We start from the raw sequence: 22,356 nt of genomic DNA, 5'->3' as shown, positions 1-22,356 counted from the left end.
GCTGGATTTTAAGGTGCAGTTTTGTAACTATGCCGGTTTCCTTTACCCGCCGAGTGTTATGAAAGCAGCGACTGGTTTGTTAACCGTTAACCTGGATGCCCTGGTTGAAAACTGGGAGAGTTTGCGCCGCCGCGCCCCGCAGGCGAATGTGGCCGCCGTGATCAAGGCCGATGCCTATGGGTTGGGGGCGGTGCCTGTGGCCCGAGCGCTCGCCCGGGCCGGCTGTCGGCAGTTCTTTTTTGCCACGGTGCCCGAGGCTTTGGCGGTGCGCCATTTGCTCCCGGACTCCAGCGAGTGCTTTATCTTGGGTGGAGTAGCCCCGGATGATATGTCCGCCGTATTTGAGCATCGGCTAACGCCCATTCTTTCTTCCCAGAGCGAGTTTGAACGCTGGAGTGAGTGGACAGAAGCCTACGGCCATTGCGGCGCCGGTTGTGGTTTAAAGTTTGACTCGGGTATGACCCGAATGGGGCTAGAGCCCGACGAGCTGCTGGCGATCGCGCGACAGCCCGAGCGTTGCGAGCGCCTGGGGGTTAAGCTGGTGATGAGCCATCTCGCCTGCGCCGATGAGGCCGCTCACCCGCAAAATGCGGCCCAGCTAGAGATGTTTAGCCGCGTGCGTACCCAGGTGGCAAGTTACCTTCCCGGAGTTAAATTCAGTCTGGCAAACTCCTGCGGCATCTATTTAGGTGACGACTATCATGCCGATTTGGTGCGTCCGGGCGCTGCCTTATACGGCTTTAATCCCGCGCCTGGGGCTGCAAACCCCATGCGCCCAGTGGTTACATTGCGCCTTCCTGTTTTGCAGGTGCGTTGCTTGCACCATTCCGCCAGCATTGGCTACGGCGCTGAGGCGACTCGACCCACTGGTGCTGTGTTGGCGGTAGTGGCCGGTGGATACGCCGATGGTCTGCACCGGATTCTGGGTGCCCAGGGCGCGGCCGAGTGCGCCGGGCAGGAGGTGCCCGTGGTGGGGCGAATTTCTATGGATACCACTTTGTTCGATTTAACCGACCTTCCTGATGCGCAAACACTGGCCGGCGGCAGTATGGACTATCCGGTGCTTACTGTTCTGGGGGGCGCCTTTGATGTCAATCGCGTGTCTACACGCAACCGCGCACTGGGCTACGAAGTGTTAACCGGTCTGCGCTCGGGGCGTTATCGGCGCGAGTATATCGGAGGCGAAGGGTGAGCGATTCCGTGCTAATGCAATTGCTGGCGGTGCTCGCTGACGGCAAGTATCACTCGGGGCAAGAACTGGGCGAGCGCTTGTCTATTTCCCGCGCCGCTGTGTGGAAACAGCTAAACAAGTTGCCCGAGCTGGGGGTGACGCTGGAGAAAAGTCGGGGGCAAGGGTACTGTCTGCCCGGCGGTTTGGAGGTTTTGGATGAGTCTAGTATTCGTCGGGCCGCTCCCACGTGGGGGGCGCCGCTGATCATCGAGCAGGTGATTCCGTCGACCAATGCCCTGCTGTTGGCGGGTGCGGCGGAATTTAAGTCCGGGACCGTTTGCCTGGCCGAGCGCCAAAGCGGCGGTCGCGGGCGCCGGGGGCGGGTGTGGCAAAGTCCGTTCGGCAGTAATTTGTACCTGTCTATGCTATGGCAATACGAGGATGGCGCATCGGTGCTCGAGGGCTTGAGCTTGGCCGTGGGAGTTTGTATTGCTGAGGCTCTGGAGGGGCTTGGGTTTAGCGGAATAGCGCTTAAGTGGCCCAATGATCTATTGGCCGATGGTCGTAAGCTCGCCGGTGTGCTTTTGGAGATGACCGGCGACCCTTCGGGGTTGTGTCAGGTGGTGGTGGGTGTCGGTATCAATCTGCAGATGCCCGCTGCCGTGGCCAAGGATATTGATCAGCCCTGGGTCGATTTAGCCACTTTGGCGCGCGAGCAACGGTTGCCTCGGGTGTCGCGCAATGAGTTGGCGGGGCGCTTAATTGCCCGTCTGGCGCAGATGCTACAGGAATTTAATCGCGAGGGTTTTTCGTCGTGGCGCTCGCGCTGGCAGGATCGGGCCGCTTATATAGGGCAGCAGGTCGATTTACAAACCGTCAGTCGGGTACAGTCCGGGCGATTTGTCGGGGTGGAGGCCTCGGGCGCGCTTATGCTCGAGACTGACGCAGGCGTTAAGAGTTTTTACGGTGGCGAGGTGTCATTGAGGCTCAGTTCGTGAATCTGTTAATTGATATGGGTAATAGCCGGGTGAAATGGCGTTTGTGGCAAGATTCGCTTACGCTTAATTCCGGGGCCGTTTCCTACGCCGGGGGCACTTGTGGACAGTGGTTCGCAGGTGTTCGCGAACGGCCTGCCCGGGTGCTGGTGTCCAGTGTGGCTGGGGTCGAGGCTGAGCAGCAGTTGCAGCGTCAATTGCATGAGCTGGGTTTTCCGGCGCCGGAATTTGCAGTCACTCAGGCCAGTGCGTGCGGAGTTAGCTGTGGCTACCAAGATTATCGGGCTTTGGGTGTCGATCGTTGGCTGGCTTTGCTCGCCGCTCACGCAAAAACGGGTCAGGGGTGTGTGCTGGCCGATAGCGGTACGGCGTTGACCGTTGACCTGTTGGCGCCGGATGGCGTTCACTTGGGTGGCTTTATTGGCCCAGGTGTCGGCCTGATGCGCCGCTCGCTTGCGGGCGAATCCCGGGCTTTGGCCGCGGCTCTTAGTGAGCCTTATTCGCAGATCGAGGGCCCGGGGCGAGATACTCGTAGCGCCATTGATGGTGCGGTGGGCGCTATGGGGGCCGGCTTGATTGAGCGCGGTTTGGCCCTGTTGCCCCAGGTGCCTCTGGTGTTAACGGGGGGTGATTCCCGTGTCTGGGCGTCTATGTATGAAAAGGCTTTGGTGTATCCGGAGTTGGTGTTCGATGGACTTGTGCGGTATTTCGCCGCATCTCGCTAGGAATTGCTATGAGGCTCGTTTTCTTTGCGTTATTGGGTTTGAATGCGGCGGCGCTGGTATTGCAGCTGACAATATGGCAGCCGGAGGTCTCCGGGTCGCCGGTTCAACCCGCTGATTCAACTGAGGCTGCGACGCAGCTTCAGCTGGTATCTGAAACGGGTACTGAGAGTCGTTCGCGCCCCGCGCCCCCCGTCGAGCCTACTCGAACTCTGGCCGAGGTGGCTCAGGACGAGCAGGCGTTGTGCGATCTGGTGGGGCCTTTTGAGCGCTTGTTGCATGCGGAGTATCAACAAGAGGCATTGCAGGCACTGGGGGTGGCAAGTCAGGTGCGTCAGTTGCAAGTGCCCGAGTCCGAGGGCTACTGGGTGCATCTGCCGCCGCTGGCAACTAAAAAAGAAGCGCTACAACAGTTGCGCGATATTCAGGCCAAGCAGATTGATAGCTACCTTATCCCCAAAGGCGAGCTCGCCAACGGTATTTCTTTTGGTATGTTCACCCGCAAAGAGCTGGCCGAGGCGCGGCTTGCGCAGATGCGCGAGCTGGGTTATCCAGCTGAGAGCTTACTGGTGGAGCGCTCGCGCACCGAAAACTGGGTGCTTTTACTGCCTGGTGAGGCGGTCAAGCTGAGTGCTGCCAAGTGGTCGGAGTTGTTAGGGGAGCAAAATGGGGTCAAGAAGCAACAAAAATTTTGTTCAGGTGTTGCGTCCGAGTAAAAGTTTCACTAGAATCCCGCCTCCACGTTAACACGTGGTCTAGAGAGCGCTGGCGTAGCTCAGTTGGTAGAGCAGCTGACTTGTAATCAGCCGGTCGGGGGTTCGACTCCTCTCGCCAGCTCCATATTCTCTAGAAGGTTGCTGTAAGCAGGTGAATTTCTTAGGAAAACCAGTTGACAGCAGCTGGCTCGAGCCGGACAATGCTCGGCTCAATTTGGCAGGGGTTCCCGAGTGGCCAAAGGGATCAGACTGTAAATCTGACGCGAAAGCTTCGGAGGTTCGAATCCTCCCCCCTGCACCATTTTATATAGCCGCGTAAGCGGTGGCGGTAAACGCCAAGAAAGCTGGGAAGCGTCAGCTAAGGTTGAGCTTCGCGTGGCACCTAGTGTAGGCGGGCATAGTTCAATGGTAGAACCTCAGCCTTCCAAGCTGATGATGCGGGTTCGATTCCCGCTGCCCGCTCCAGATGCTGATAGGTTTTAAGCTCTTGTAGCTCAGTTGGTAGAGCACACCCTTGGTAAGGGTGAGGTCGGCAGTTCAAATCTGCTCAAGAGCTCCATATCCCGGCTGCGGAAGAGTCTCTTTCGCGGCTGTTTTTTATGTGTAAGTAAATGGCTTGTTTTGACGGCTAGTTTGAGGAGGCGCTCGCAATGGCGAAGGAAAAGTTCGAACGTAATAAGCCCCACGTCAATGTGGGCACCATCGGTCACGTTGACCACGGTAAAACCACCCTGACAGCGGCCCTGACCCGCGTATGTGCGGAAGTATGGGGTAGCGGTTCTGCGATGGCGTTTGACGGCATCGATAACGCACCGGAAGAGAAAGAGCGTGGTATCACCATCGCGACCTCTCACGTTGAGTACGACTCACCGAACCGTCACTACGCGCACGTTGACTGCCCCGGGCACGCCGACTACGTGAAAAACATGATCACCGGTGCTGCTCAGATGGACGGTGCGATTCTGGTATGTGGCGCGACCGACGGTCCTATGCCGCAAACCCGTGAGCACATCCTGCTGTCTCGTCAGGTAGGTGTACCTTACATCGCCGTATTCCTGAACAAAGCGGACCTGCTGGCCGAAGATTGCGGCGGCGTAGGCACCGAAGAATACGAAGAGATGCTGGAGCTGGTTGAGATGGAGCTGCGTGAGCTGCTGTCTGACTACGACTTCCCAGGCGACGACACTCCGATCATTGCCGGTTCTGCCCTGATGGCCCTGAACGGCGAAGACGACAACGAGCTGGGTACCACCGCTGTTAAGAAGCTGGTTGAGACCCTGGACGAGTACATCCCCGAGCCAGAGCGTGCGATTGATCAGCCGTTCCTGATGCCCGTAGAAGACGTGTTCTCAATCTCTGGTCGCGGTACCGTAGTAACCGGTCGTGTAGAGCGCGGTGTGATCACCGTGGGCGAAGAGATCGAAATCGTTGGTATCAAAGACACCACCAAGACCACTTGTACCGGTGTTGAGATGTTCCGCAAAATGCTGGACGAAGGCCGTGCGGGTGAGAACGTTGGTGTTCTGCTGCGTGGTACCAAGCGCGACGAGATCGAGCGTGGTCAGGTTCTGGCCAAGCCAGGTTCTGTAACGCCGCACGCTAAGTTCGAAGCGGAAGTTTACGTACTGTCTAAAGACGAAGGCGGCCGTCACACTCCGTTCTTCAAAGGCTATCGTCCGCAGTTCTACTTCCGTACCACCGACGTAACCGGTGCGTGTGAGCTGCCTGACGGTGTAGAAATGGTTATGCCAGGCGATAACATTCAAATGAGTGTTACCCTGATCAACCCAGTAGCCATGGAAGATGGTCTGCGCTTCGCGGTTCGCGAAGGTGGCCGTACCGTAGGTGCTGGTGTAGTAGCCAAAATTCTCGACTAATCACTGATTGTTGAGAGTGTGGGGCAGCCTTGCTGCCCCTTTCGATTTTAGGCCAGTAGTTCAATTGGTAGAGCATCGGTCTCCAAAACCGACTGTTGGGGGTTCGAGTCCCTCCTGGCCTGCCATTTTTGTTTCGCTTGTGTAGGTTATCTTACGAATGAGTACAAAAGCCGAGCCCAAAGAATATCGCCTTGATGTCGTAAAATGGCTCCTGGTGGCGGCCGTTGTCGCGGTCGGTGTGGTCGGTAACTCAATGTACTCCGCCCAGCCGCTGCTTTATCGCGTGCTGGTGTTAGTGGCTTTAGGTCTGGTAGGTCTGGCGATTGCGTCAAAAACTGCTAAGGGAAGCGCACTGATTCAGTTGTTGCGCGAGTCTATCGTCGAAGTTCGTAAGGTTGTTTGGCCCACCAAGCAAGAGACTAACCAGACCACCATGCTGGTGGTGGCTGTGGTTATTGTAATGGCATTGATTCTCTGGGGGCTCGATACCATTTTCGGTTTTGTCGCCTCCAAGATAATAGGATAAGCATTCATGGCGAAGCGTTGGTACGTGGTACACGCGTATTCCGGTTACGAAAAGAAAGTGGCCGGTTCCCTGCGCGAGCGAATTGAGCTGCACCAAATGGAAGATCAGTTTGGTGAAGTGCTTGTTCCCACCGAAGAAGTGGTGGAGATGCGTGGCGGTCAAAAGCGCAAAAGTGAGCGTAAGTTCTTTCCCGGTTACGTGCTGGTGCAAATGGAGCTTAACGATGACACTTGGCACTTGGTAAAAGATACCCCGCGAGTAATGGGCTTTATTGGTGGTAAGGCGGATAAGCCGGCGCCAATTACAGAAAAAGAAGCCGAAGCTATTTTACAGCGCGTGGATGACTCCATTGAGAAGCCCAAGCCCAAAACTATGTTTGAGCCGGGTGAAATGGTGCGTGTTATCGACGGGCCCTTCAACGACTTTAATGGTGTGGTTGAAGAAGTTAACTACGAAAAGAATCGCCTGCGTGTAGCAGTGTTGATCTTTGGCCGCTCTACTCCGGTAGAGTTGGAGTTTGGTCAAGTCGAAAAGACCTGACATTCCCGCTAAGGGTTTGAGATTTTACGCCTTCCTTTGCTTGTGCAGAGGGAGGTTTTTGCGTCCTCGGGTGGTTTTCTAGCCCGGGAAATCAGGGGAGCCTGGGAAAGCGAGACTTGTTCTTGCCGGAGGCGTTACTACCCATAACTGGAGAGTGATATGGCTAAGAAAGTACAAGCCTACATCAAATTACAAGTTGGTGCAGGCAAAGCAAATCCAAGTCCACCGGTTGGTCCCGCTCTGGGTCAGCACGGTGTGAACATCATGGAGTTCTGTAAGGCGTTCAACGCTCAGACTCAAGGTTTAGAGCCGGGTGCCCCGGTTCCTGTTGTGATCAGCGTGTACAACGATCGCAGCTTCACCTTTACCATGAAGACTCCGCCAGCTTCTTACTTGCTTAAGAAAGCCGCTGGTATCAAGTCTGGCTCTAGCAACCCCAACACCAAAAAAGTGGGCACGGTTACCCGCGCTCAGTTGGAAGAAATTGCAACGGCTAAAGAGCCCGACCTGACTGCAGCCGATATGGATGCAGCGGTACGTACTATTGCCGGTTCTGCCCGTGCAATGGGTCTTGATGTGGAGGGTGTGTAACATGGCTAAATTAACTAAGCGTCAACGCGCTATCGCCGAGAAAGTTGATACCACCAAGCAATACTCTGTCGCTGATGCCGTCGCTCTGCTGAAAGAAGTTTCTAGCGTGAAATTTTCTGAAACCATCGACGTATCGATCAACCTGGGCATTGATCCGCGTAAATCAGATCAATCTGTTCGCGGTGCCACCACTTTGCCTAACGGTAATGGTAAGGATGTCCGTGTTGCTGTATTTACCCAAGGTGCGAACGCCGACGCCGCTAAAGAAGCCGGTGCCGATCTGATCGGTATGGACGATCTGGCCGCTGAGGTTAAAGCGGGCAAGATGGACTTCGACGTGGTTATCGCCTCGCCCGACGCCATGCGCGTTGTGGGTCAGCTGGGTCAGGTTCTGGGTCCCCGCGGTCTGATGCCAAACCCGAAAACCGGCACTGTTACGCCGGACGTTGCTACTGCCGTTAAAAACGCGAAAGCCGGTCAGGTGCGCTATCGCGCTGACAAAGGCGGTATCGTTCACGGCGGTATTGGCAAGCTGACTTTTGAAGCAAATGCTATTCAAGAAAACCTGCAAGCACTGCTGGACGACTTGAAAAAGTCTAAGCCCGCAACTGCCAAGGGTGTATATCTGAAGAAAATCGCACTGAGCACGACCATGGGTCCGGGCCTGGTGATCGATATGTCTTCACTGGCTGTATAAGCCCAAGAACTTTGGGGTCCGCGCCGAGCGCGGGCCGTCAAAGACCGTAGGCGACCGCGCAAATTGCAAGGTCTTAATACGCAAGCCTACGCAGACGGTGTCCCTCTTCGGTTAATCCGAATGAACTCACCGAATCATTGCCGAGTAGCTGTCATGGTTACCCGGTTGTTAGACAAACGATAGGCTGAGGTCTATCAAACCCAGGAGAAATCCCGTGGCATTAGGACTTGAAGGTAAAAAAGCGATTGTCGCTGAAGTCCAGGAAGCTGCGAAGGGCGCTCTGTCAGCGGTGGTAGCCGATTCACGCGGCGTTACCGTAGACAAAATGACTGCCCTGCGTAAAGAAGCCAGAGAGAACGGCGTTTGGTTGAAAGTTGTTCGCAACACTCTGGCTCGTCGCGCTGTAGAAGGTACCGATTACGAATGCTTGGTTGAAAGCTTCGTCGGTCCTACTTTGATTGCATTCTCTACCGACCACCCAGGTGCCGGTGCGCGTATTCTTAAAGAGTACGCCAAAGAAGATGACAATCTGGAACTGAGAACCGCAGTGTTCGAAGGTGAGATCGTAGACGTAGCCATGCTGGCTTCTCTGCCGACTTACGACGAAGCTGTGGCAAAGGTTCTGAGCGTGATGAAAGAAGCAGCTGCTGGAAAACTGGTTCGCACTTTGGCGGCCGTGGGCGACAGCAAAGAACAGGAAGCGGCCTAAGTTATTTAGGTTGGCTTTTCTTAACGTTTACTAGAGCCTCGGCTCTAAACAGATGGGAATATAGACATGTCTGTATCTAAAGAAGATATCATCGAAGCGATTGCTGAGATGTCAGTAAAAGACGTTGTAGAGCTGGTTTCTGCAATGGAAGAAAAATTCGGCGTAACTGCAGCGGCTGCTGTTGTTGCTGGTGGCGGCGGCGACGCCGGTGGCGCTGCTGAAGAGCAAACCGAATTTGACGTAATCATCACCGCTGCTGGTGAGAAGAAAGTGAACGCTATTAAAGCCGTTCGCGAAATCACCGGTCTGGGCTTGAAAGAAGCTAAAGCGATCGTTGAAGAAGCACCTAAAGCTGTTAAAGAAGGTGTTTCTAAAGAAGACGCTGAAGCCGCTAAAGCTAAGTTGGAAGAAGCCGGTGCTTCTGCAGAGCTGAAGTAATCGCTTTTGCGCATTAGTCTGACGACTCGTTAGACGCTGGGCTGGTGGGTTTTACCCGCCAGCCTTTTTCCGTTTTCGGTCGATTGATCTGACCGGGCAGTTCGACTGCCAAACTGCAAGCCCGAGCGCTAGCAGTGAGGGAGAGTTTAGACAACGCGACTTGCGTTGGGGCGCTTCAAGCCTTATCCGTGAACAAGCTGGGGAATACAGATGGCTTACTCATACACTGAGAAAAAACGTATCCGCAAGGACTTTGGCAAGCTGCCACACGTCATGGATGTGCCGTACCTATTGGCGATTCAGCTGGATTCTTACAGAAAATTTACCCAGGCCGATGCGTCTGGAGAAGAGCGTTTTGATGTGGGTTTGCACGCCGCATTCCGCTCTGTATTCCCAATTGCCAGCTACTCTGGCAATGCCGCACTCGAATACGTTAGCTATGTGCTGGGTAAGCCCGCCTTTGATGTTAACGAATGTATTTTACGTGGGGTGACCTATTCGGCACCGCTGCGTGTAAAAGTTCGGCTGATTATCTACGATAAAGAGTCAGCGAACAAAGCGATTAAAGATATTAAAGAACAAGAAGTCTACATGGGCGAGATCCCGCTCATGACGGACAATGGTACCTTTGTGATTAACGGTACCGAGCGTGTAATTGTGTCGCAGTTGCATCGCTCTCCAGGTGTGTTCTTTGACCACGATAAGGGCAAAACGCACTCCTCCGGTAAGCTGCTTTACAGCGCCCGTATTATTCCTTACCGCGGCAGCTGGTTGGACTTTGAGTTCGACCCCAAAGACTTGGTTTATGTGCGTATCGACCGTCGCCGTAAACTGCCCGCTTCTATTTTGTTGCGTGCCCTGGGCTTTAGCTCACAAGAAATGCTGGAAATGTTCTTTGAAACCAGTACGTTCACGTTGGGCGAAGATGGTCAGTTCACCTTTGAAGTGGTGCCTTCGCGCCTGCGCGGTGACGTGGCAACTTTTGATATCAAAGACAAAAACGGCAAGATGCTGGTAGAAGAGGGCCGCCGTATTACCGCGCGCCACATTCGCCAGTTGGAAAAAGCCGGTGTAAAAGAAATGGCTGTACCGGCGGATTATCTGCTGGGCCGCGCATTGGCAAAAGACATTATCGATGTCGATACCGGCGAAGTTCTGCTCGAGTGTAACACCGAGATTACCGTTGACTCGCTGGAAGTCTTGCTGAAAAACGGCGCCAAAACCGTTGAGACTCTGTACACCAACGAATTGGACTGTGGTCCGTTCATGTCTGACACCCTGCGTGTCGATCCTACCCGCACCCAATTGGAAGCGCTGGTAGAGATCTACCGCATGATGCGCCCAGGCGAGCCGCCTACCAAAGAGTCTGCCGAAGCGCTGTTTAACAACCTGTTCTTCACCCAAGAGCGTTACGACTTGTCGGCCGTGGGCCGCATGAAGTTTAACCGTCGCTTGGGCCGCGAAGAAGAATTCGGTGAAGGCACGCTGTCCAACGACGACATCGTGGACGTGATGAAGACCCTGATCGATATCCGTAACGGTAAAGGCGTTGTGGATGATATCGACCACCTGGGTAACCGTCGTATTCGTTCCGTGGGTGAGATGGCCGAAAACCAGTTCCGCGTGGGCTTGGTTCGCGTTGAGCGCGCCGTAAAAGAGCGTTTGTCCATGGCCGAAAGCGAAGGCCTGATGCCGCAGGATCTGATTAACGCCAAGCCTGTTGCCGCCGCGATTAAAGAGTTCTTTGGCTCGTCGCAGCTGTCGCAGTTTATGGATCAGAACAACCCGCTGTCGGAAGTCACGCACAAGCGCCGTGTGTCTGCTTTGGGCCCCGGTGGTCTGACTCGTGAGCGCGCGGGCTTTGAGGTTCGCGACGTACACCCGACGCACTATGGTCGTGTTTGTCCTATTGAGACACCTGAAGGTCCAAACATTGGTCTGATTAACTCGCTGGCGACCTATTCGCGTACCAACAGCTACGGCTTTTTGGAAACCCCTTATCGCCGCGTAAAAGACGGCCAGGTTACTGACGAGATCGAATTTCTGTCAGCGATTAACGAAGCCGAATATGTTATCGCTCAGGCCTCGGCCAAGCTGGATGAAAGCGGCACTTTGATCGAAGACCTGGTATCGGTTCGTCATTTCGGTGACTTTACCCTGAAGAGCCCGGCCGAAGTCCAGTTTATGGATGTATCGCCGCGTCAGGTGGTATCGGTAGCGGCCTCTTTGATTCCGTTCCTCGAGCACGATGACGCCAACCGCGCCCTGATGGGTTCCAACATGCAGCGTCAGGCCGTTCCTACCCTTAAGGCGCAGAAGCCTTTGGTAGGTACCGGTATGGAGCGCAATGTTGCCGCTGACTCGGGTGTGTGTGTGGTAGCCAATCGCGGCGGCGTGATCGATCGTGTTGATGCCGGCCGTATCGTGGTTAAAGTGCACAACGACGAAGTTGAGTCGGGCGATGCCGGTGTGGATATTTACAATCTGACCAAGTACACCCGCTCGAACCAGAATACGTGTATTAACCAGCGCTCTATTGTGAACGTAGGTGATATCGTTCAGCGCGGCGACATTCTTGCCGATGGTCCCTCGGTGGATATGGGCGAGCTGGCTCTGGGTCAGAATATGCGCATCGCGTTTATGCCCTGGAATGGCTACAACTTTGAGGACTCCATTCTGGTGTCCGAGCGTGTGGTGCAAGAAGATCGCTTTACCACTATTCACATTCAAGAGCTGACCTGTATCGCTCGCGATACCAAGCTCGGCAGTGAAGAGATTACCTCGGATATTCCCAATGTGGGCGAAAACGCCCTGAACAAGCTGGACGAGTCCGGCATTGTTTACATTGGCGCCGAAGTGGGCGGCGGTGACATTCTGGTGGGTAAGGTGACGCCGAAAGGTGAAACCCAATTGACCCCAGAGGAAAAACTGCTGCGCGCGATCTTTGGTGAGAAAGCCTCGGACGTTAAAGATACCTCTTTGCGTGTGCCTTCCAGCACCAAAGGTACCGTTATCGACGTGCAGGTATTCACCCGCGACGGTCTGGAAAAAGATCAGCGCTCGATGGATATCGAGAAAGCCCAGCTGGACGAAGTGCGCAAAGATTTGAACGAAGAGTACCGCATTATGGAAGCGGCCACTCTGGAGCGTTTGCGCGCGGTTATTGGTGGCCAGAAAGTGGCGGCCGGTAAAGGCGTTAAGAAAGGCGAAGTTCTGACCGATGAGGTTTTGGACGGTCTGGAAACCGAGCAGTGGTTCAAGCTGCGCGTCGACAGCGACGACCTGAACGAGCAAATCGACCGCGCCGAAGAGCGTTTGGCCGAGTGCCGCAAAGACCTGGATGAGCGTTTCGAAGACAAAAAACGCAAGCTGTCTACCGGCGATGATCTGGCCCCTGGCGTGCTGAAAATCGTTAAGGTTTACCTGGCGATCAAGCGTCGCATTCAGCCCGGTGACAAAATGGCCGGTCGTCACGGTAACAAAGGTGTTATCTCGGTGATTATGCCGGTTGAAGATATGCCTTACGACGACAAAGGTCAGCCCGTGGATGTGGTGCTTAACCCTCTGGGTGTGCCCTCGCGTATGAACGTGGGTCAGATTCTGGAAACCCACTTGGGGATGGCGGCGAAAGGCCTGGGCGTTAAAATTGATGAGATGGTACGCCAGCAAAAAGCCGTTAACGAAGTGCGCGGCTTTTTGGAAGAGATTTATAACGAAACCGGCGATGTCTATGCCAAAGAAGACCTGGCCAGCTTCTCCGACACAGAAGTGATGGACCTTGCCAACAACTTGCGCGGTGGTGTGCCCATGGCCACTCCGGTGTTTGATGGTGCCAAAGAGCACGAAATCAAAGCGCTGCTGCGTCTCGCTGATCTGCCCGATTCTGGTCAGATGCAGTTGTACGACGGCCGCACCGGCGATTCATTCCAGCGTCCGGTGACCGTCGGCTATATGTACATGCTGAAGCTCAACCACTTGGTGGACGACAAGATGCACGCTCGTTCTACCGGCTCGTACAGCCTGGTTACCCAGCAGCCGCTGGGTGGTAAGGCGCAGTTTGGTGGTCAGCGCTTCGGTGAGATGGAAGTTTGGGCACTGGAAGCATACGGTGCCGCTTATACGCTGCAGGAAATGTTGACCGTGAAATCGGACGACGTGACTGGCCGTACCAAAATGTACAAAAACATTGTCGATGGTGATCACCGTATGGAGCCCGGCATGCCCGAATCCTTTAACGTACTGGTTAAAGAGATCCGCGCGCTCGGTATCAATATGGAGCTGGAAGAGGACGAGTAATCGTCCTCGCTGTTACTAAATCGGTTAGTGCGGGGCATGTGCCCCGCCTTGTGTGCAAACTGCACGACTGGAGCCCACTGGAGGAAGCGCCTTGAAAGACTTACTTAATCTGCTCAAGTCCCAGGGACAAACTGAAGAATTCGATGCGATTCGTATCGGCCTGGCATCGCCGGAAATGATTCGCTCTTGGTCGTTTGGCGAAGTTAAAAAGCCAGAGACCATTAACTACCGTACCTTTAAGCCCGAGCGCGAAGGCCTGTTCTGTGCCAAAATTTTTGGCCCGGTAAAAGATTACGAGTGTTTGTGCGGTAAGTACAAGCGCATGAAGCACCGCGGCATTATCTGTGAGAAGTGCGGCGTTGAAGTGACCCTGGCGAAAGTACGCCGTGAGCGTATGGGCCACATTGAACTGGCGTCGCCCGTTGCGCATATTTGGTTCCTGAAGTCTCTGCCCAGCCGTATCGGCTTGTTGCTGGATATGACCCTGCGCGATATCGAGCGGGTGTTGTACTTTGAATCCTACGTGGTGACCGATCCGGGTATGACTACCCTGGAGCGCGGCCAGCTGCTGACCGACGAGCAGTACTTTGAAGCGATGGAAGAGTTCGGCGACGAGTTCGAAGCGCTGATGGGTGCCGAGGCGATCAAAGCGCTAATGTCGGATATTAATCTCGAAGAAGAGATTCAGTATCTGCGCGAAGAGATTCCCAACACCAACTCGGAAACCAAAATTAAGAAGTTCTCCAAGCGCTTGAAGCTTTTGGAAGCTTTCTATTACTCGGGCAACGACCCCGAGTGGATGGTAATGGAAGTGCTGCCTGTGTTGCCGCCGGATTTGCGTCCGCTGGTGCCGCTGGATGGCGGCCGCTTTGCTACCTCTGATTTGAACGATCTGTACCGCCGCGTTATCAACCGTAACAACCGCTTGAAGCGCCTGCTGGATCTGAACGCTCCTGACATCATCGTGCGCAACGAAAAGCGTATGCTGCAAGAGTCGGTGGATGCGCTGTTGGATAACGGTCGTCGCGGTCGCGCGATTACTGGCTCTAACAAGCGTCCGCTGAAATCTCTGGCCGACATGATCAAAGGTAAGCAGGGTCGTTTCCGTCAGAACCTGTTGGGTAAGCGTGTGGACTACTCGGGTCGTTCGGTGATTGTGACCGGTCCGGCACTGCGTCTGCACCAGTGCGGTCTGCCCAAGAAAATGGCCCTGGAGCTGTTCAAGCCGTTTATCTTCAGCAAGCTGGAATTGCGCGGTCTTGCCACCACCATTAAAGCCGCCAAGAAAATGGTCGAGCGCGAAGAGCCTGTGGTATGGGATATTCTCGACGAAGTGATTCGCGAGCACCCGGTACTGTTGAACCGCGCTCCCACCCTTCACCGCCTGGGTATTCAAGCGTTCGAGCCGGTACTGATTGAAGGTAAAGCGATTCAGCTGCACCCGTTGGTGTGTGCGGCCTATAACGCTGACTTTGACGGTGACCAGATGGCCGTGCACGTACCACTGACTTTGGAAGCTCAGCTGGAAGCGCGCGCGCTGATGATGTCTACCAACAATATTCTGTCACCCGCCTCGGGCGAGCCGATTATCGTGCCCTCGCAAGACGTGGTTTTGGGCCTGTACTGGATGACCCGCGAGCGTATCAACGCCCAGGGTGAAGGTATGGTGTTTGCCGATACCGCCGAGGTGTCGCGTGCCTACTATGGCCATCAGGTTGATCTGCAGGCGCGCATTAAAGTGCGTATTGATGAAACCATTATCGGCAGCGAAGGTGAAAAGCAGTCTTCTACCCGTTTGGTGGAAACCACTGTGGGTCGTATTCTGCTGTGGGAAATCGTTCCCGAAGGTATTCCCTTCGAGATGATCGATCGCGCCATGGTGAAAAAGGCAATTTCTGCGGTGATTAACCACTGCTACCGCGTGGTGGGTTTGAAATCGACCGTTATTTTTGCCGACCAACTGATGTACATGGGTTATGACTTCTCAACCAAGTCGGGCTCATCCATCGGTGTAAACGATTTCGCGATTCCCGACGAAAAATATGAAATTGTCGATCGCGCCGAAGCCGAAGTAAAAGAAATTGAAAGCCAGTTTGCCTCGGGCTTGGTAACCGCCGGTGAGAAGTACAACAAGGTAATCGATATCTGGTCGCGCGCCAACGACTTGGTGGCCAAGTCGATGATGGACGGTATCAGCTTTGAAACCGTGGTAAACCGCGACGGTGAAGAGGAGCAGCAAACCTCGTTCAACTCGGTTTACATGTACGCCGACTCAGGTGCTCGTGGTAGCCCGGCACAGATTCGTCAGTTGGCGGGTATGCGCGGTCTGATGGCCAAGCCAGATGGCTCGATCATTGAGGCGCCTATTACCGCTAACTTCCGTGAAGGTCTGAACGTGGGTCAGTACTTTATTTCCACTCACGGTGCGCGGAAAGGTCTGGCCGATACCGCTCTGAAAACCGCTAACTCGGGTTATCTGACTCGTCGCTTGGTAGACGTGGCTCAGGATCTGGTGGTGACTCACACTGATTGTGGCACCGACGAAGGCCTGGAAATGGCGCCCGTTATTGAGGGCGGTGACGTTATCGAATCGCTGGGCGATCGAATCCTCGGTCGTATCGTAGCGCGCGATGTCGTGCGTCCTAACTCGGATGAAATTCTGGTGCCTGCCGGTACCATGATTGACGAAGCCTGGGTTGAGCGTGTTGAAGGCATGGGTATCGATGAAGTGCTGGTGCGCTCGCCGATTACCTGTGAGGCTCGCACCGGCATTTGTGCCATGTGTTACGGCCGTGATTTGGCCCGTGGTCATCGCGCCAACACTGGTGAAGCTGTGGGCGTTATCGCCGCGCAGTCAATCGGTGAGCCCGGTACTCAGCTGACTATGCGTACCTTCCACATCGGTGGTGCGGCTTCGCGTGCTTCGGCGGCTGACAATGTTCAGGTTAAGCAGGAAGGTAGCATCCGCCTGATTAACATTAAGCTGGTGACCAACAAAGACGGCAACTTGGTGGCGGTATCTCGCTCCGGTGAGCTGGCGGTGGCCGATGCCCAGGGCAGTGAGCGTGAGCGCTATAAGATCCCCTACGGTGCGGTAATTACCGTTAAAGACGGCGAGCAGGTCGACGGCGGCCAGATCGTTGCCAAGTGGGATCCGCACACACACCCCATCGTGACTGAGGTGGCGGGTAAGGTGACCTTCTCGGGTATGGAAGATAACCTGTCCGTGCGTCGTCAAACCGATGAGCTGACCGGTCTGTCCTCAATCGAGGTAATGGATCCGTCCGAGCGTCCCTCGGCCGGTAAAGACATGCGTCCGGCCATTACGCTTTTGGATGAGGCAGGCAACGAGCTGTGTCTGCCCAATACCACCATGCCGGCGCACTACTTGCTGCCCGCCCATGCGATCTTGAGCATTGCCGATAATGACACCATTGAGGTGGGTGACGTGGTTGCCCGTATTCCTCAAGAGGGTTCTAAAACCCGTGATATTACCGGTGGTCTGCCCCGCGTGGCCGACTTGTTTGAGGCGCGTAAACCGAAAGAGCCGTCCATTTTGGCGGAAATCTCCGGTACCGTGAGCTTTGGTAAAGAGACCAAGGGCAAGCGTCGCCTGGTGATTACCCCCAACGATGGCCAGCCACTAGAAGATGGCTCTACTCACTACGAGGTGCTGATACCTAAGCACCGTCAGCTGACCGTGTTCGAAGGTGAGCAAGTGGTTAAAGGTGAGGTGGTGTCAGATGGTCCGAGCAACCCGCATGATATTCTGCGCCTGAAAGGTGTTGAGGCTCTGGCGAGCTACATCACCAACGAGATTCAGGACGTATACCGTCTACAGGGTGTGAAGATTAACGATAAGCACATTGAAACCATCGTTCGGCAAATGCTGCGTAAAGTAGAAATCACCGAAATGGGTGACTCTACCTTCGTAAAAGGCGAGCAAGTGGAGTACACCAATGTGCTGGCCGAAAACGAGCGCCTGCGTGCCGAAGACAAGCAGCCGGCCAAGTTTGAGCGTCTGTTGCTGGGTATTACCAAGGCATCGCTGGCAACCGAGTCCTTTATCTCGGCGGCTTCGTTCCAGGAAACCACCCGCGTGCTTACCGAAGCGGCGGTTACCGGCAAGAAAGATTCACTGCGCGGTCTGAAAGAGAACGTCGTCGTGGGTCGCCTGATTCCGGCCGGTACTGGTTTGGCTTATCACAGCGAGCGCAAGCGCAAGCGTGAAGAGGCGCTGGAATTTGCCGACACTGGTGTCAGTGCCGAGGACGTGGAAGCGGCTCTGACCGAGGCGCTTAAGTCCAGCGGCGAGTAAGATTGACCCCCTATTAATCCGGCAACTATGTTTGCCAGGTTAATAGCGGGCTAAAAGGCGCAGCCCGGGGCCTGGCCTCGGGTGAGTAATTATTGCTCAATTGCGTCTTGACGGAAGTGGGGGGTGTCATTACAATGCGCCACCCACTTTTTATGAGTGGGGGACAGCCTGTCGCTGTCTTCTTTAATTGGCCTCACGTCGAGGCTTTATATATCTGTGGAGTTTATTTTCATGGCAACGATCAACCAGTTGGTTCGTAAGCCGAGAAAACGTAAGGTTCAAAAGAGCGACGTACCTGCTCTGCAAGCCAACCCGCAAAAGCGTGGTGTTTGCACCCGCGTTTACACTACCACGCCGAAGAAGCCGAACTCAGCATTGCGTAAAGTATGCCGTGTTCGTCTGACCAACGGCTTTGAGGTTACCTCATACATCGGTGGTGAAGGGCACAACTTGCAAGAGCACAGCGTAGTACTTATCCGTGGCGGTCGTGTAAAAGACTTGCCTGGTGTGCGCTACCACACTGTTCGCGGTTCACTGGATACCTCTGGTGTTAACGACCGTAAACAGGGCCGCTCTAAGTACGGTACCAAGCGTCCTAAGTAAGCACTCGCGACTTAAGACATACGTTTTCGGGTAGAACCGAGTAAGGCCAGGTGCCATTTGGCTGTCCTGGACAATCCCTGAAGAGAGGCTATTAAAATGCCAAGAAGAAGAGTTGTCGCGAAACGCGAGATCTTGCCGGATCCTAAGTACGGCAATGTGACTCTGGCGAAATTCATGAACCATGTCATGGTGAGTGGTAAGAAAGCCGTAGCAGAACGCATTGTTTACGGCGCGCTGGATATTGTGAATGACAAGCTCAATCGTGACCCCATTGAGGTGTTCGACGAAGCTCTGGAAAACATCGCCCCGCTGGTTGAGGTTAAATCTCGCCGTGTTGGTGGTGCCACCTACCAGGTACCGGTCGAAGTGCGTCCCGCACGTCGTTCCGCGCTGGCTATGCGCTGGTTGGTAGATTACTCTCGCGGTCGCGGTGAGAAGTCTATGCCTGCCCGTCTGGCTGGTGAGTTGATTGATGCTTCGCAGAACAAAGGTTCTGCCGTTAAGAAGCGTGAAGACGTACACCGTATGGCCGAGGCCAACAAGGCGTTCTCTCACTTCCGTTTCTAAGCGTGTAAGCATTGAGAAACAAAAGGCAGCTATTCTGGCTGCCTTTTTACTATTTTTCGATTTGGGCATTTGGAGACTACAGCTGTGGCACGTAAGACGCCTATCGCTCGCTACCGCAATATCGGGATTTGTGCGCACGTAGATGCGGGCAAAACCACTACCACTGAGCGGGTTTTGTTTTACACGGGCCTCTCCCACAAAATTGGTGAAGTACACGACGGCGCGGCGACCACCGACTGGATGGCGCAAGAGCAAGAGCGCGGTATCACCATTACCTCAGCAGCTGTGACGACTTTCTGGTCTGGTATGGGCCAGCAGTTCGATGAACACCGCATTAATATTATCGATACCCCCGGACACGTTGACTTTACCATTGAGGTAGAGCGCTCTTTGCGTGTGTTGGACGGTGCTATCGTGGTGCTGTGTGGTTCTTCGGGCGTACAGCCTCAGACCGAAACCGTATGGCGTCAGGCCAACAAATATGAAGTGCCGCGGATGGTGTTCGTCAATAAGATGGACCGCACCGGGGCAGACTATGTTCGCGTGGTGGAGCAACTGCGCGAGCGACTGGGAGCGAACGCCGTTCCCCTGCAGATGACCATTGGCTCGGAAGAAGACTTCAAAGGCGTGGTCGATCTGATTAAAATGCAGGCGATCATCTGGAATGAAGACGATCGCGGCATGACCTTTGAGTATCAGGATATTCCCGCCGATTTACAGGACACCTGTGATGAAATGCGCGAGTATTTGGTCGAAGCGGCCGCCGAGGCCGACGACGACCTGATGAATAAATACCTTGAGGGCGAAGAGCTGGGCGAAGACGACATTAAAGCCGCCCTGCGCAAGCGTACTCTGGCAAACGAAATTGTTCCCGTTCTGGGCGGCTCGGCTTTTAAAAATAAGGGTGTTCAGGCGGTGTTGGATGCGGTCATCGATTACCTGCCCGCGCCCACCGAAGTAAAAGCCATTGAAGGTGTGCTGGAAGACGGCGAAACTCACGATACCCGCGAGGCTGACGATAATGCGCCTTTTGCGGCCCTGGCTTTCAAAATTGCCACCGATCCCTTTGTCGGCACCCTGACTTTCTTTCGCGTGTACTCGGGCAAACTCGCTACCGGCGATACCGTATTGAACCCGGTTAAGGGTAAAAAAGAGCGCATTGGTCGTATGGTGCAGATGCACGCCAATGATCGCCAGGAAATTAAAGAAGTACTGGCGGGCGATATTGCCGCGGGTATCGGCTTTAAAGACGTTACTACCGGCGACACTCTGTGTGCCCCCAACAGTGTTATCACCCTCGAGCGCATGGAATTCCCCGAGCCTGTGATTCACGTGGCAGTAGAGCCTCGCAGCAAGGCTGATCAGGAAAAGATGGGTATGGCGTTGGGTAAACTGGCCCAGGAAGACCCCTCGTTCCGGGTGCGCACTGATGAGGAAACAGGCCAGACCATTATCGGTGGCATGGGTGAGTTGCACCTGGATATTATTGTTGACCGTATGCGTCGTGAATTTGGTGTGGATGCCAATATCGGTAAGCCGCAGGTGGCCTATCGCGAGCGTATTCAAAACACCTGCGAGATTGAAGGCAAGTTTGTCCGTCAATCCGGCGGTCGTGGCCAGTATGGCCATGTCTGGATCCGCTTTGAGCCGGCCGAAGACGATACCGCTGAAGGGCTGGAGTTCGTCAACGAGATTGTCGGCGGATCGGTTCCCAAAGAATATATTCCGGCCGTCTCTAAAGGCATCGAAGAGCAGATGCAAAATGGTGTGCTCGCGGGTTATCCTTTGCTCGGTTTGAAGGCGACCTTGTACGATGGCTCTTTCCACGATGTGGACTCCAACGAGATGGCCTTTAAAATAGCTGCGTCCATGGCGACCAAAAAGCTCGCACAAGAAGGCGGCGCGGTATTGCTGGAGCCCATCATGAAAGTGGAAGTGGTTACTCCGGAAGAGAATATGGGTGATGTGGTGGGCGATTTAAATCGTCGTCGCGGCGTTATCCAGGGCATGGATGAAAGCATCAGTGGTAAAGTAGTGGATGCTGAAGTGCCCCTGGCGGAAATGTTTGGCTACGCAACTGATCTGCGTTCAGCCACACAGGGCCGCGCGACCTACAGCATGGAGTTTAAAGGCTTTGCTGAGGCGCCAAAGAACGTCACCGATGAGATTATGTCCAAAAACAATATCATTAGTGATTAATTGATTTTTATTTTTCAATTAGAGGAAACGTAAAGTGGCAAAAGAAAAGTTCGAACGGAACAAGCCCCACGTCAATGTGGGCACCATCGGTCACGTTGACCACGGTAAAACCACCCTGACAGCGGCCCTGACCCGCGTATGTGCGGAAGTATGGGGTAGCGGTTCTGCGATGGCGTTTGACGGCATCGATAACGCACCGGAAGAGAAAGAGCGTGGTATCACCATCGCGACCTCTCACGTTGAGTACGACTCACCGAACCGTCACTACGCGCACGTTGACTGCCCCGGGCACGCCGACTACGTGAAAAACATGATCACCGGTGCTGCTCAGATGGACGGTGCGATTCTGGTATGTGGCGCGACCGACGGTCCTATGCCGCAAACCCGTGAGCACATCCTGCTGTCTCGTCAGGTAGGTGTACCTTACATCGCCGTATTCCTGAACAAAGCGGACCTGCTGGCCGAAGATTGCGGCGGCGTAGGCACCGAAGAATACGAAGAGATGCTGGAGCTGGTTGAGATGGAGCTGCGTGAGCTGCTGTCTGACTACGACTTCCCAGGCGACGACACTCCGATCATTGCCGGTTCTGCCCTGATGGCCCTGAACGGCGAAGACGACAACGAGCTGGGTACCACCGCTGTTAAGAAGCTGGTTGAGACCCTGGACGAGTACATCCCCGAGCCAGAGCGTGCGATTGATCAGCCGTTCCTGATGCCCGTAGAAGACGTGTTCTCAATCTCTGGTCGCGGTACCGTAGTAACCGGTCGTGTAGAGCGCGGTGTGATCACCGTGGGCGAAGAGATCGAAATCGTTGGTATCAAAGACACCACCAAGACCACTTGTACCGGTGTTGAGATGTTCCGCAAAATGCTGGACGAAGGCCGTGCGGGTGAGAACGTTGGTGTTCTGCTGCGTGGTACCAAGCGCGACGAGATCGAGCGTGGTCAGGTTCTGGCCAAGCCAGGTTCTGTAACGCCGCACGCTAAGTTCGAAGCGGAAGTTTACGTACTGTCTAAAGACGAAGGCGGCCGTCACACTCCGTTCTTCAAAGGCTATCGTCCGCAGTTCTACTTCCGTACCACCGACGTAACCGGTGCGTGTGAGCTGCCTGACGGTGTAGAAATGGTTATGCCAGGCGATAACATTCAAATGAGTGTTACCCTGATCAACCCAGTAGCCATGGAAGATGGTCTGCGCTTCGCGGTTCGCGAAGGTGGCCGTACCGTAGGTGCTGGTGTAGTAGCCAAAATTCTCGACTAAGCCCAGCGCGAATGTTGAGTAAAAAAGGCCGCTTTTTAGCGGCCTTTTTTGTGCCTGGCTATTATCGGATGTGGTTCATAGTCTTTTGCGGGGTGCTGTGTTATGAATATACAGGCTGGTGAGAAGTTGC

Annotated in this window: 17 protein-coding genes and 5 tRNA genes; all 22 read left to right on the top strand. The window is 54.6% G+C overall.

The window, feature by feature from the left end:
• The first annotated feature begins 58 nt into the window (after window positions 1–58).
• The 22 genes from alr to tuf (M6D89_RS16280) all read left to right on the top strand — a co-directional run bounded on the left by alr (window position 59) and on the right by tuf (M6D89_RS16280) (window position 22,226).
• Window positions 59–1,192: an alanine racemase gene (alr, locus tag M6D89_RS16385; protein ID WP_253969170.1), complete on the top strand. Its 1,134-nt coding sequence runs from the start codon at window positions 59–61 to the stop codon at window positions 1,190–1,192.
• A complete protein-coding gene (birA, locus tag M6D89_RS16380) occupies window positions 1,189–2,169 on the top strand; it encodes a bifunctional biotin--[acetyl-CoA-carboxylase] ligase/biotin operon repressor BirA (RefSeq protein ID WP_253969169.1) in 981 nt (326 codons plus the stop codon). Before alr ends, birA begins: the two co-directional genes overlap by 4 nt.
• Window positions 2,166–2,891, top strand: a complete 726-nt coding sequence (locus M6D89_RS16375) for a type III pantothenate kinase (RefSeq protein WP_253969168.1) — start codon at window positions 2,166–2,168, stop codon at window positions 2,889–2,891. Before birA ends, M6D89_RS16375 begins: the two co-directional genes overlap by 4 nt.
• An 8-nt stretch (window positions 2,892–2,899) precedes the next feature.
• Complete coding sequence (locus M6D89_RS16370) at window positions 2,900–3,604, top strand: SPOR domain-containing protein (RefSeq protein ID WP_253969167.1); 705 nt, start codon at window positions 2,900–2,902, stop codon at window positions 3,602–3,604.
• Window positions 3,605–3,652: 48 nt separating this feature from the next.
• A tRNA-Thr gene (locus tag M6D89_RS16365) sits at window positions 3,653–3,728 on the top strand.
• Window positions 3,729–3,821: 93 nt separating this feature from the next.
• Window positions 3,822–3,905, top strand: a tRNA-Tyr gene (locus tag M6D89_RS16360).
• A 90-nt stretch (window positions 3,906–3,995) separates the two neighbouring features.
• Window positions 3,996–4,069, top strand: a tRNA-Gly gene (locus M6D89_RS16355).
• An 18-nt stretch (window positions 4,070–4,087) separates the two neighbouring features.
• Window positions 4,088–4,163: transfer RNA gene (locus tag M6D89_RS16350), tRNA-Thr, on the top strand.
• A 91-nt stretch (window positions 4,164–4,254) separates the two neighbouring features.
• Window positions 4,255–5,481, top strand: a complete 1,227-nt coding sequence (tuf, locus tag M6D89_RS16345) for an elongation factor Tu (protein WP_253969156.1) — start codon at window positions 4,255–4,257, stop codon at window positions 5,479–5,481.
• A gap of 49 nt (window positions 5,482–5,530) precedes the next feature.
• Window positions 5,531–5,606, top strand: a tRNA-Trp gene (locus tag M6D89_RS16340).
• A gap of 32 nt (window positions 5,607–5,638) precedes the next feature.
• Window positions 5,639–6,007: a preprotein translocase subunit SecE gene (gene secE / locus M6D89_RS16335; RefSeq protein WP_253969166.1), complete on the top strand. Its 369-nt coding sequence runs from the start codon at window positions 5,639–5,641 to the stop codon at window positions 6,005–6,007.
• A gap of 6 nt (window positions 6,008–6,013) precedes the next feature.
• Window positions 6,014–6,547, top strand: a complete 534-nt coding sequence (nusG, locus tag M6D89_RS16330) for a transcription termination/antitermination protein NusG (RefSeq protein ID WP_253969165.1) — start codon at window positions 6,014–6,016, stop codon at window positions 6,545–6,547.
• A gap of 159 nt (window positions 6,548–6,706) precedes the next feature.
• Window positions 6,707–7,138, top strand: a complete 432-nt coding sequence (rplK, locus tag M6D89_RS16325; protein ID WP_253969164.1) for a 50S ribosomal protein L11 — start codon at window positions 6,707–6,709, stop codon at window positions 7,136–7,138.
• A 1-nt stretch (window position 7,139) separates the two neighbouring features.
• Window positions 7,140–7,835: a 50S ribosomal protein L1 gene (gene rplA / locus M6D89_RS16320; RefSeq protein ID WP_253969163.1), complete on the top strand. Its 696-nt coding sequence runs from the start codon at window positions 7,140–7,142 to the stop codon at window positions 7,833–7,835.
• A 214-nt stretch (window positions 7,836–8,049) separates the two neighbouring features.
• Window positions 8,050–8,544 carry a 50S ribosomal protein L10 gene (rplJ, locus tag M6D89_RS16315; RefSeq protein ID WP_253969162.1) on the top strand — a complete coding sequence of 165 codons (495 nt, stop codon included), beginning with the start codon at window positions 8,050–8,052 and terminating at the stop codon, window positions 8,542–8,544.
• 66 nt (window positions 8,545–8,610) lie between these two features.
• Window positions 8,611–8,982 (top strand): 50S ribosomal protein L7/L12, encoded by a 372-nt coding sequence (rplL, locus tag M6D89_RS16310; RefSeq protein WP_253969161.1) that lies wholly within the window; start codon window positions 8,611–8,613, stop codon window positions 8,980–8,982.
• 210 nt (window positions 8,983–9,192) lie between these two features.
• Window positions 9,193–13,278, top strand: a complete 4,086-nt coding sequence (gene rpoB / locus M6D89_RS16305) for a DNA-directed RNA polymerase subunit beta (protein ID WP_253969160.1) — start codon at window positions 9,193–9,195, stop codon at window positions 13,276–13,278.
• Between the two features lie 91 nt (window positions 13,279–13,369).
• Window positions 13,370–17,596, top strand: coding sequence for a DNA-directed RNA polymerase subunit beta' (gene rpoC / locus M6D89_RS16300; protein WP_253969159.1), 4,227 nt, complete (start codon window positions 13,370–13,372; stop codon window positions 17,594–17,596).
• 231 nt (window positions 17,597–17,827) lie between these two features.
• Complete coding sequence (rpsL, locus tag M6D89_RS16295; protein ID WP_020211072.1) at window positions 17,828–18,199, top strand: 30S ribosomal protein S12; 372 nt, start codon at window positions 17,828–17,830, stop codon at window positions 18,197–18,199.
• Between the two features lie 96 nt (window positions 18,200–18,295).
• Complete coding sequence (rpsG, locus tag M6D89_RS16290) at window positions 18,296–18,766, top strand: 30S ribosomal protein S7 (protein ID WP_253969158.1); 471 nt, start codon at window positions 18,296–18,298, stop codon at window positions 18,764–18,766.
• An 84-nt stretch (window positions 18,767–18,850) separates the two neighbouring features.
• Window positions 18,851–20,965, top strand: coding sequence for an elongation factor G (fusA, locus tag M6D89_RS16285; RefSeq protein ID WP_253969157.1), 2,115 nt, complete (start codon window positions 18,851–18,853; stop codon window positions 20,963–20,965).
• Window positions 20,966–20,999: 34 nt separating this feature from the next.
• Entirely contained in the window at window positions 21,000–22,226 is a 1,227-nt protein-coding gene (gene tuf, locus M6D89_RS16280) for an elongation factor Tu (RefSeq protein ID WP_253969156.1), read from the top strand.
• The last annotated feature ends 130 nt before the right edge of the window (window positions 22,227–22,356 follow it).

The organism is Gilvimarinus xylanilyticus, assembly GCF_024195295.1.
Lineage (GTDB): Bacteria > Pseudomonadota > Gammaproteobacteria > Pseudomonadales > Cellvibrionaceae > Gilvimarinus > Gilvimarinus xylanilyticus.
The sequence above is the reverse complement of the archived record's forward strand: the minus strand, read 5'-3'. Positions and strand labels throughout refer to the sequence as shown.

Excerpts from the sequence above, each read along its gene's own strand:
- rplA (WP_253969163.1), top strand. The coding sequence starts at position 7,140 with ATGGCTAAATTAACTAAGCGTCAACGCGCTATCGCCGAGAAAGTTGAT.
- rpsG (WP_253969158.1), top strand. The coding sequence starts at position 18,296 with ATGCCAAGAAGAAGAGTTGTCGCGAAACGCGAGATCTTGCCGGATCCT.
- rplL (WP_253969161.1), top strand. The coding sequence starts at position 8,611 with ATGTCTGTATCTAAAGAAGATATCATCGAAGCGATTGCTGAGATGTCA.
- nusG (WP_253969165.1), top strand. The coding sequence starts at position 6,014 with ATGGCGAAGCGTTGGTACGTGGTACACGCGTATTCCGGTTACGAAAAG.
- rplK (WP_253969164.1), top strand. The coding sequence starts at position 6,707 with ATGGCTAAGAAAGTACAAGCCTACATCAAATTACAAGTTGGTGCAGGC.
- tuf (WP_253969156.1), top strand. The coding sequence starts at position 4,255 with ATGGCGAAGGAAAAGTTCGAACGTAATAAGCCCCACGTCAATGTGGGC.
- rpoB (WP_253969160.1), top strand. The coding sequence starts at position 9,193 with ATGGCTTACTCATACACTGAGAAAAAACGTATCCGCAAGGACTTTGGC.
- alr (WP_253969170.1), top strand. The coding sequence starts at position 59 with ATGAAAGCAGCGACTGGTTTGTTAACCGTTAACCTGGATGCCCTGGTT.
- M6D89_RS16370 (WP_253969167.1), top strand. The coding sequence starts at position 2,900 with ATGAGGCTCGTTTTCTTTGCGTTATTGGGTTTGAATGCGGCGGCGCTG.
- rpsL (WP_020211072.1), top strand. The coding sequence starts at position 17,828 with ATGGCAACGATCAACCAGTTGGTTCGTAAGCCGAGAAAACGTAAGGTT.
- secE (WP_253969166.1), top strand. The coding sequence starts at position 5,639 with ATGAGTACAAAAGCCGAGCCCAAAGAATATCGCCTTGATGTCGTAAAA.